Here is a 7,750-nt window from a genome sequence, read left to right on the forward strand (position 1 = left end):
CATGTACGCGCTCGCACAGTGCATCACCGGAGGTGTTCTACCCCACATGCCACAACATACTGACCAGCAGAAATCCGCAGCTGAGCTCGACGATGCCCACCGGGCATGGTCGCAGGCCGCGGCCGCCGTGCTCGCCAAATCGCGACGAGTCACGGTGGAGGAGTTGCCGGCCGACGCCGAGTCGATGCTGTCGACTGCGACAGCCGACGGACTGACGGTCCGGCCGTTGTACACGCGCCGCGACGAGTCGGCCGAACCCGGTCTGCCCGGCCACTTTCCGTTCGTCCGCGGCAGCGACCCGCAGCGTGACGTGACCGTCGGCTGGCGGGTCACCGAACGCTTCGGCGACAGTGCGCAGGCACCCGCCGCAACCAACGAGGCCATCCTCGACGCCATGGGTGTCGGCACCAGCGGCCTGTGGTTGCGCGTCGGTGACGGCATCGGTGCCGACGACCTCGCCGCGGTCCTGGCCGGTGTCTACCTCGATCTCGTTCCGGTCACCCTGGATGCCGGTGCCCACGGAATCGACGCGGCTCGCACGCTGCTGGCATTGCGCGCCGAGGCGGCGAAGGCACCCCAGGCGGCTCCGGTCACGGCGGCCACCACCCACTCCTTCGGTCTGTCCCCGCTCACCGCGGCCTTCGCGGGTCGGGACAGTGTCGACGGTGCCGCAGCCGTCGCACTGGCCACCCAGGGCCTGCCCGCCGGAGTGCGCACCTTCCGGGTCGACGGCACCGACTTCGCCACCGCCGGCGCCGACAATGCGCTCGAACTGGGTCTGTCGGTGGCAGCCGCGCTGGCGCACCTGCGTGAGCTCACTGCCGCCGGACTCGACGCTGCCGCGGCGCTCGAGCAGGTCACCTTCGGTGTCTCGGTCGACGACGACCAGTTCGCCGCGATCGCGAAACTGCGTGCGCTGCGCAAGGTTTGGGCGCGTGTCGCCGACGTCGTCGGCGCCCGCGAAGCCGGTGGCGCCCTCACCCACGCGGTGACCGACCTGTCGATGTTCAGCCAGCGCGATCCGTGGGTGAACATGCTCCGTAGCACCATCGCCGCCTTCGGCGCCGGTGTCGGTGGCGCCGACCAGGTCACCGTGCTCGGCTACGACGCCGCCATCCCGGCCGACCTGCGCACCTCGAGCGCCGGCTTCTCCCGGCGTATCGCCCGCAACACCCAGCTGCTGCTGCTCGAGGAGTCCAACCTCGGCCGAGTACTCGATCCGGGCGGCGGGTCCTGGTTCATCGAGTCGCTCACCGACGATCTCGCCGCCGCGGCGTGGTCGGTGTTCACCGAGGTCGAGGCTGCCGGCGGCTACCGCAGTGCGCTGGACAGCGGTTGGATCACCGACCGCGTCGGAGCCGCGTTGTCCCGGCGTGAGGTCGAGGTGGCCCATCGCCGCACCTCGGTCACCGGTGTCAACGAGTTCCCCAACCTCGACGAGAAGCCCCTCGGCGCCGGTGCCGCCGATGCCACCGACCTGGTCGGGGGCACTCCGCGCCTGGCCCGCGTCGGCCGTCCGTTCGAAGAGCTGCGTGACCGCTCCGACGCCGTGCTGGCCGCTCGTGGGGTACGCCCGTCGGTGCTGTTGGTTCCGCTGGGCAGCGTCGCCGAGCACAACGGCCGCACCACCTTCGTCGCGAATCTGCTGGCCGCCGGTGGCATCACCGCCGTCAACCCGGGGCCGCTGACCGCCGACAACATCGCGAGTGCGGTGGCGGACGCCTCCGCGACGATCGCGGTGCTCTGCGGCACCAAGGCGCGCTACGGCGAGGATGGCCCGGCCGCGCTGGCCGCGGTGCGTGCCGCCGGTGTGGGGCAGGTGCTGCTCGCCGGGCCGGACAAGGAGTGGCCGGCGGGTGACGACCGCCCCGACGGTTCGCTGCGTGTCGGCATCGACGCGGTGGCGGTCCTGACCGAATTGTTCGACAAACTGGACGACACGGCGGGCGCGGGCGCGTCGGCGGGAGCATCATCATGACCCAGACCGATCCGACGACATCGATCCCGTCCTTCGCGGATGTGCCGCTGAGCGCCGACGAGCAGACCGACGCCACCGGCCTGGCCGGGGCACCGGCGGTCGCGGAACTCGCTCAGGCGCATGGCTATTCCGTGGATCAGATCACCTGGAACACGCCGGAGCAGATCGACGTCACCCCAATCCACACCCGTGCGGACCGCGATGCGATCACCACCGGTGAACATGCCTATCCGCTGGACTCGATCCCCGGTGAGGCGCCGTTCATCCGCGGTCCGTATCCGACGATGTATGTCAACCAGCCGTGGACGATCCGTCAGTACGCAGGTTTCTCGACGGCTGCCGAGTCGAACGCCTTCTACCGCCGCAACCTCGCGGCCGGGCAGAAGGGTCTGTCGGTGGCCTTCGACCTCGCCACCCACCGCGGCTACGACTCCGACCATCCCCGCGTCGCGGGTGACGTTGGTATGGCCGGTGTCGCGATCGACTCGATCCTGGACATGCGCCAGTTGTTCGACGGCATCGACCTGGGCAACGTCTCGGTGTCGATGACCATGAACGGCGCGGTGCTGCCGATCCTGGCGCTCTACGTGGTGGCGGCCGAGGAGCAGGGTGTGCCGCCGGAGAAACTGGCCGGGACCATCCAGAACGACATCCTCAAAGAGTTCATGGTCCGCAACACCTACATCTATCCGCCGAAGCCGTCGATGCGGATCATCTCGAACATCTTCGAGTACACCAGCCAGAAGATGCCGAAGTTCAACTCGATCTCGATCTCCGGCTACCACATCCAGGAGGCCGGTGCGACCGCCGACCTGGAGCTGGCCTACACCCTCGCCGACGGCGTCGAGTACATCCGCGCCGGACTCGAAGCCGGACTCGACATCGACAAGTTCGCGCCGCGCCTGTCCTTCTTCTGGGGTATCGGCATGAACTTCTTCATGGAGGTCGCGAAGCTGCGCGCGGCGCGTCTGCTGTGGAGTGAGCTGGTTGCCGACTTCGACCCGAAGAGCGCGAAATCGCGGTCGCTGCGTACACATTCGCAGACCTCGGGCTGGTCGCTGACCGCTCAGGACGTGTTCAACAACGTCGCCCGGACCTGCGTCGAGGCGATGGCTGCGACTCAGGGGCACACCCAGTCGCTGCACACCAACGCACTGGACGAGGCGATCGCGCTGCCGACCGACTTCTCCGCGCGTATCGCCCGTAACACCCAGCTGCTGTTGCAGCAGGAGTCCGGCACGACCCGGCCGATCGACCCGTGGGCCGGTTCGAATTACGTCGAGTGGCTGACCCACGAGCTGGCGCAGAAGGCGCGCGCCCACATCCGTGAGGTCGAAGAGGCCGGCGGCATGACCCAGGCGATCAACGAGGGCCTGCCCAAGCTGCGTATCGAGGAGGCGGCCGCTCGCACCCAGGCGCGTATCGACTCGGGGCAGCAGCCGCTGGTCGGCGTCAACAAGTACCAGGTCACCGACGACGAGGAGATCGAGGTCCTCAAGGTCGAGAACTCGAAGGTGCGTGCCGAGCAGTTGGAGAAGCTGGCCCGGCTGCGCGCCGACCGCGACCAGACCGCGGTCGACAAGGCGCTGGCGGACCTCACCCGCGCGGCGGCATCGACCGAGGGTGGCATGGAGAACAACCTGATGGCGTTGGCCATCGAGGCGGCCCGCCATCAGGCGACCGTCGGTGAGATCTCCGACGCGATGGAAAAGGTCTATGGTCGCCACCAGGCCGATATCAAGACCATCAGCGGGGTGTATCGACATGAGGCGGGCGAGGTGAGCAACGTCGACGAGGCGATCGCGGTCGTCAAGGAATTCGCCGAGGCGGAGGGTCGCCGCCCCCGCGTGCTCGTCGCCAAGATGGGTCAGGACGGTCATGACCGCGGCCAGAAGGTGATCGCGACCGCCTTTGCCGACCTCGGCTTCGACGTCGACGTGGGCCCGCTGTTCGCGACGCCGGAGGAGGTTGCGGCCCAGGCCGCTGACAACGACGTGCACGTGGTCGGTGTCTCCTCCCTCGCCGCGGGTCACCTCACCCTGGTGCCCGCATTGCGTGAGGCCCTGGCGGCCGTGGGTCGCCCGGACATCATGATCGTGGTCGGTGGCGTCATTCCGCCGGGTGACTTCGACGAGTTGTATGCCGCCGGGGCTGCGGCGATCTTCCCGCCGGGCACCGTGATTGCCGATTCGGCCAAGGAGCTGATCGCCAGGCTTGCCGACAACCTTGGTCTGGAACTGAGTGGGGTCGCCGGTTCGTGATGGCCGAGCATGCCGCCGCCCGGGCGGCGCGCAGGCGGGTCGATGTGGACGCGCTGGAGTCGGGGGTGCTCGCCGATCGGCGAGCCGACCTCGCTCGGGCGATCACCCTGGTCGAGTCGACCCGGCCCGACCATCGCGTCGCCGCGCAGGAGTTGTTGCTTCGACTGACGCCGCAAGCGGGTAAGTCGTTCCGCGTCGGCATCACCGGCGTGCCGGGCGTGGGCAAGTCGACGACGATCGAGGCGCTCGGTATGCACCTCATCGAGCAGGGACACAAGGTTGCGGTACTCGCCGTCGACCCGTCGTCGACGCGTACCGGCGGATCGATTCTGGGCGACAAGACCCGGATGGGCCGGCTGTCGGTGGAACCGAACGCGTACATCCGTCCGTCGCCGACCTCCGGCACACTCGGTGGCGTCGCGAAGGCGACCCGCGAGACCATCGTGCTGGTCGAGGCGGCCGGTTTCGACGTGGTGCTGGTCGAGACTGTCGGTGTCGGCCAGTCCGAGGTGACCGTCGCCAACATGGTCGACACGTTCACCTTCCTGACCCTCGCTCGAACCGGGGACTCGTTGCAGGGCATCAAGAAGGGTGTCCTCGAGCTCGCCGATGTCATCGTGGTGAACAAGGCCGACGGCAAACATCAGATCGAAGCGAAAGGCGCTGCGCGCGAACTGAAGAACGCGCTCAAGCTGCTCTACCCGCATGACGCGCTGTGGACACCGCCGGTCCTGACGATGAGCGCGCTGGAGAAGACCGGTGTCGCTGAGTATTGGGAGGCGGTGCGCACCCACAATCGGGTGCTGACCGAGGCAGGCGAGTTCACCGCCCGCCGCAATCAGCAGCAGATCGACTGGACCTGGGCGATGGTCAACGACATCGTCCTGGCTCGGTTGGCGCAGTCGCCGGCCGTCCGTGGAATCCGCGCCGACGTCGAAAACCAGCTGCGCACAGGTGATCTGACACCGGCACTGGCCGCGCAGCACATCGTCGACGCCTTCGACGCCGACGGGGCGGTCAGCTCACTCGACTAGGTCGGCCAGGGTCTCGCCTAGCAGCGTCACCCGACCCGGTAGGTGACCGTTGGCCGGGGCGTTCACGGTGAATCCGTCGATACCGGTGGAGAGCAGGTCGCGGTAGCGCTGCGCCACCTGATCGGGGTCGCCGACGATGGTCGACGCCCGCCGAACCTCGGCGGCCGGATTCCGTTGGAGATACGCCTCGAACTCGGATTGTGCCTGTGCCTGTGTGTCGGCGATGCAGGCCGAGGTCTGCACGGTCACGGTGACCTCCGACCGGTCCCGCCCGAGCGCGGCACAGTGCGCGGTCAGCGCGTCGAGTTTGCGGCCGATGTCCTCGGGCGCGCAGATGAGATTGGATTCATCGGCATACTGGGCGACCATCCGCAGCGTCTTCTTCTCGCCGCCACCACCGATCATGATCGGGATGCGCGACAGCGGCGCAGGCGAATTCAGCGCCTCCTGCGCGCGGTACCACTTCCCGTCGAGGCTGGGTCGCTCGCCGCGCAGCATACCGAGCACGATGTGCAGTGACTCTTCCAGCTTTTCGAAACGGTCGGTGAAGGAGCCGAATTCGAAGCCGAACGAATCGTGTTCGAGTTCGAACCAGCCTGCCCCGATACCGAGTTGGGCGCGACCGCCGGACACCACGTCGAGGGCGGTGACGATCTTGGCCAGTAGTGCCGGATTACGGTACGTGTTGCCGGTCACCAGCGCCGACAATCGGACCCGCCGCGTGTGCTGGGCCAATGCCGAGAGCAGGGTGTAGCACTCGATCATCGGTTCGCCGGGATCACCGAGGATGGGGAGTTGATAGAAGTGGTCCATCACCAGCACGGTGTCGAAACCGGAGTTCTCGGCCTCGACAGCCTGGGCGACGATGGTGGGGAACAGCTGGTCGGGTGCGACATCGGGATAGGTGAAGTTGGGGATCTGGTAGCCGAGTCTGGTCACCGGAGGAACGGTACGCCGATCCGGCGGGGGCCGCGCTGGAGTCGCCGACAGCCGACGAGGTGTGCCGGGCGTAGCTCCCGTCACATGTCGAGCGTCGCGCCGCCGTCCACGCGCAGGTCGTGCAGGGTGATGTGGCGGGCGGCATCGGAGGCGAGGAACAGCACGCTGTCGGCGATGTCGGCGGGGTCGGCGAGACGTTGCAACGGGATGCCGAGCCGGTATTGGTCGGGGGAGCCGACCAGCGTCGCCTCGCGGTCGTCGGCGGAGGTCCACATGCCGCGCAGCATGGCGGTGTCGGTGGATCCCGGGGAGACGATGTTGACCCGAACCCCGGACGGGGCGACGCGCAGCCCGACACTGCGGGCGTAGGAGGTGGCGGCTGCCTTCGATGCGGCGTAGGCGGCCATGCCGGTGCGCGGGGTGGCGCCTGCGTTACTCGAGATCACCACGATCGATCCGCGCCGCCGCGGGACCATCGCCGCGGTTGCCACGTCGAGGACGTTGCGTACTCCACCGGCGTTGACGGCCATACATGCGTCCCAGTCGTCGCTGAGGATGCCCGCGGCGTTCACCACGAGGTCGATGGGACCCGACCGTCGTTCTTCGGTGTGCCAGGCGTCGGTGACCTGGGTGCGGTCGGTGACATCCACGCCGAGGATGTCGGCGGTGGCCTGCCGATCCCACCGACGGACGTGCGCCCCGGCGGCGGTCAGCGCGGCACTGATCGCGGTGCCGATCCCGCCTGCGGCGCCGGTGACCACGACGCGCCGGCCGGCGATGCCCGGGACGTGGCCGGCGCTGTTGTGGTTCGCGGTGCTGTGGGTGTCGTGTTTGTTGGCGGCGTGTGTGTCGGTCATACCCGCACACCCTGCCGGTCGGCGACCAGGTCGGTATCCGTTTCGGCGCGGTTCATCTCGGCGATCACCTCGGTGGTGGTGACGACTCGTCCGGCCCGCTTGGCGATGTAGGAGGCGGCCATCTGATGCTCGTCACGGCTGAAGTCACCCATCGCGTCGACGACGAAGAATGGCGCGACGTCGCTCATGAACGCGTCGGTCGCGCTGATCATGCACCCCATGTGGGCGTAGACGCCGACCACGATCAGCTGGTCCCGGCCGTGATGGGCGAGCAGCTGACGCAGGTCGGTGCGCTGGAATCCGGAGTAACGCCATTTGGTGACACGGATGTCGTCGGCCCGCGGTGCCAGCTCAGGGATGATCTCCTCGTCGCGTCCGCGCGACATACCCGAACCCCAGAAGTCGGCCAGGATGCCGCGGCGCGAGGGATGCTGGTCGCCCGGTTGCGCGGTGTACACCACGGGGACGCCGAGCTGAGCGCAATGGTCGCGGATGGCGACCATATTCGGCAGCGCGGTCGCCATCGGTTCCTGATCGCGCCGGTAGGCGTCGATGAAGTAGCGCTGCATGTCGTGGATCAGCAGGGCGGCGCGGCCGGGGTCGAGCGTCCAGTCGACCTTCGGGGGGTAGTCGCCGGAGGGGATCTCGTACGAGGGAATTGCCGGTATCGCCACCACTTTA

6 protein-coding genes are annotated in these 7,750 nt (G+C 68.1%); 3 read left to right on the plus strand and 3 right to left on the minus strand.

The window, feature by feature from the left end:
- Positions 1 to 46: 46 nt before the first annotated feature.
- From QSJ18_RS03805 to meaB, 3 genes are read left to right on the plus strand one after another with little or no spacing between them, the layout of a single operon-like run.
- The gene (locus QSJ18_RS03805) at positions 47 to 1,978 is read left to right on the plus strand and encodes a methylmalonyl-CoA mutase family protein (protein ID WP_286324919.1); all 1,932 of its coding nucleotides are present in this window, start codon (positions 47 to 49) and stop codon (positions 1,976 to 1,978) included.
- Positions 1,975 to 4,239: a methylmalonyl-CoA mutase gene (scpA, locus tag QSJ18_RS03810; protein ID WP_286324920.1), complete on the plus strand. Its 2,265-nt coding sequence runs from the start codon at positions 1,975 to 1,977 to the stop codon at positions 4,237 to 4,239. Before QSJ18_RS03805 ends, scpA begins: the two co-directional genes overlap by 4 nt.
- Positions 4,239 to 5,273: a methylmalonyl Co-A mutase-associated GTPase MeaB gene (gene meaB / locus QSJ18_RS03815; RefSeq protein ID WP_286324921.1), complete on the plus strand. Its 1,035-nt coding sequence runs from the start codon at positions 4,239 to 4,241 to the stop codon at positions 5,271 to 5,273. The genes scpA and meaB overlap by 1 nt, the downstream gene beginning before the upstream one ends.
- Here the strand turns inward: meaB and QSJ18_RS03820 are convergent.
- From QSJ18_RS03820 to QSJ18_RS03830, 3 genes are all read right to left on the minus strand, one after another.
- Positions 5,262 to 6,212: an LLM class F420-dependent oxidoreductase gene (locus QSJ18_RS03820; protein WP_286324922.1), complete on the minus strand. Its 951-nt coding sequence runs from the start codon at positions 6,210 to 6,212 to the stop codon at positions 5,262 to 5,264. The two genes, meaB and QSJ18_RS03820, sit on opposite strands and share 12 nt — an antisense overlap.
- A gap of 80 nt (positions 6,213 to 6,292) precedes the next feature.
- Complete coding sequence (locus QSJ18_RS03825; protein ID WP_286324923.1) at positions 6,293 to 7,069, minus strand: SDR family NAD(P)-dependent oxidoreductase; 777 nt, start codon at positions 7,067 to 7,069, stop codon at positions 6,293 to 6,295.
- Positions 7,066 to 7,743: an isochorismatase family protein gene (locus QSJ18_RS03830; RefSeq protein ID WP_286324924.1), complete on the minus strand. Its 678-nt coding sequence runs from the start codon at positions 7,741 to 7,743 to the stop codon at positions 7,066 to 7,068. The genes QSJ18_RS03825 and QSJ18_RS03830 overlap by 4 nt, the downstream gene beginning before the upstream one ends.
- Between the last annotated feature and the right edge of the window lie 7 nt (positions 7,744 to 7,750).

Source organism: Gordonia heveisoli (assembly GCF_030315745.1).
Classification (GTDB): domain Bacteria; phylum Actinomycetota; class Actinomycetes; order Mycobacteriales; family Mycobacteriaceae; genus Gordonia.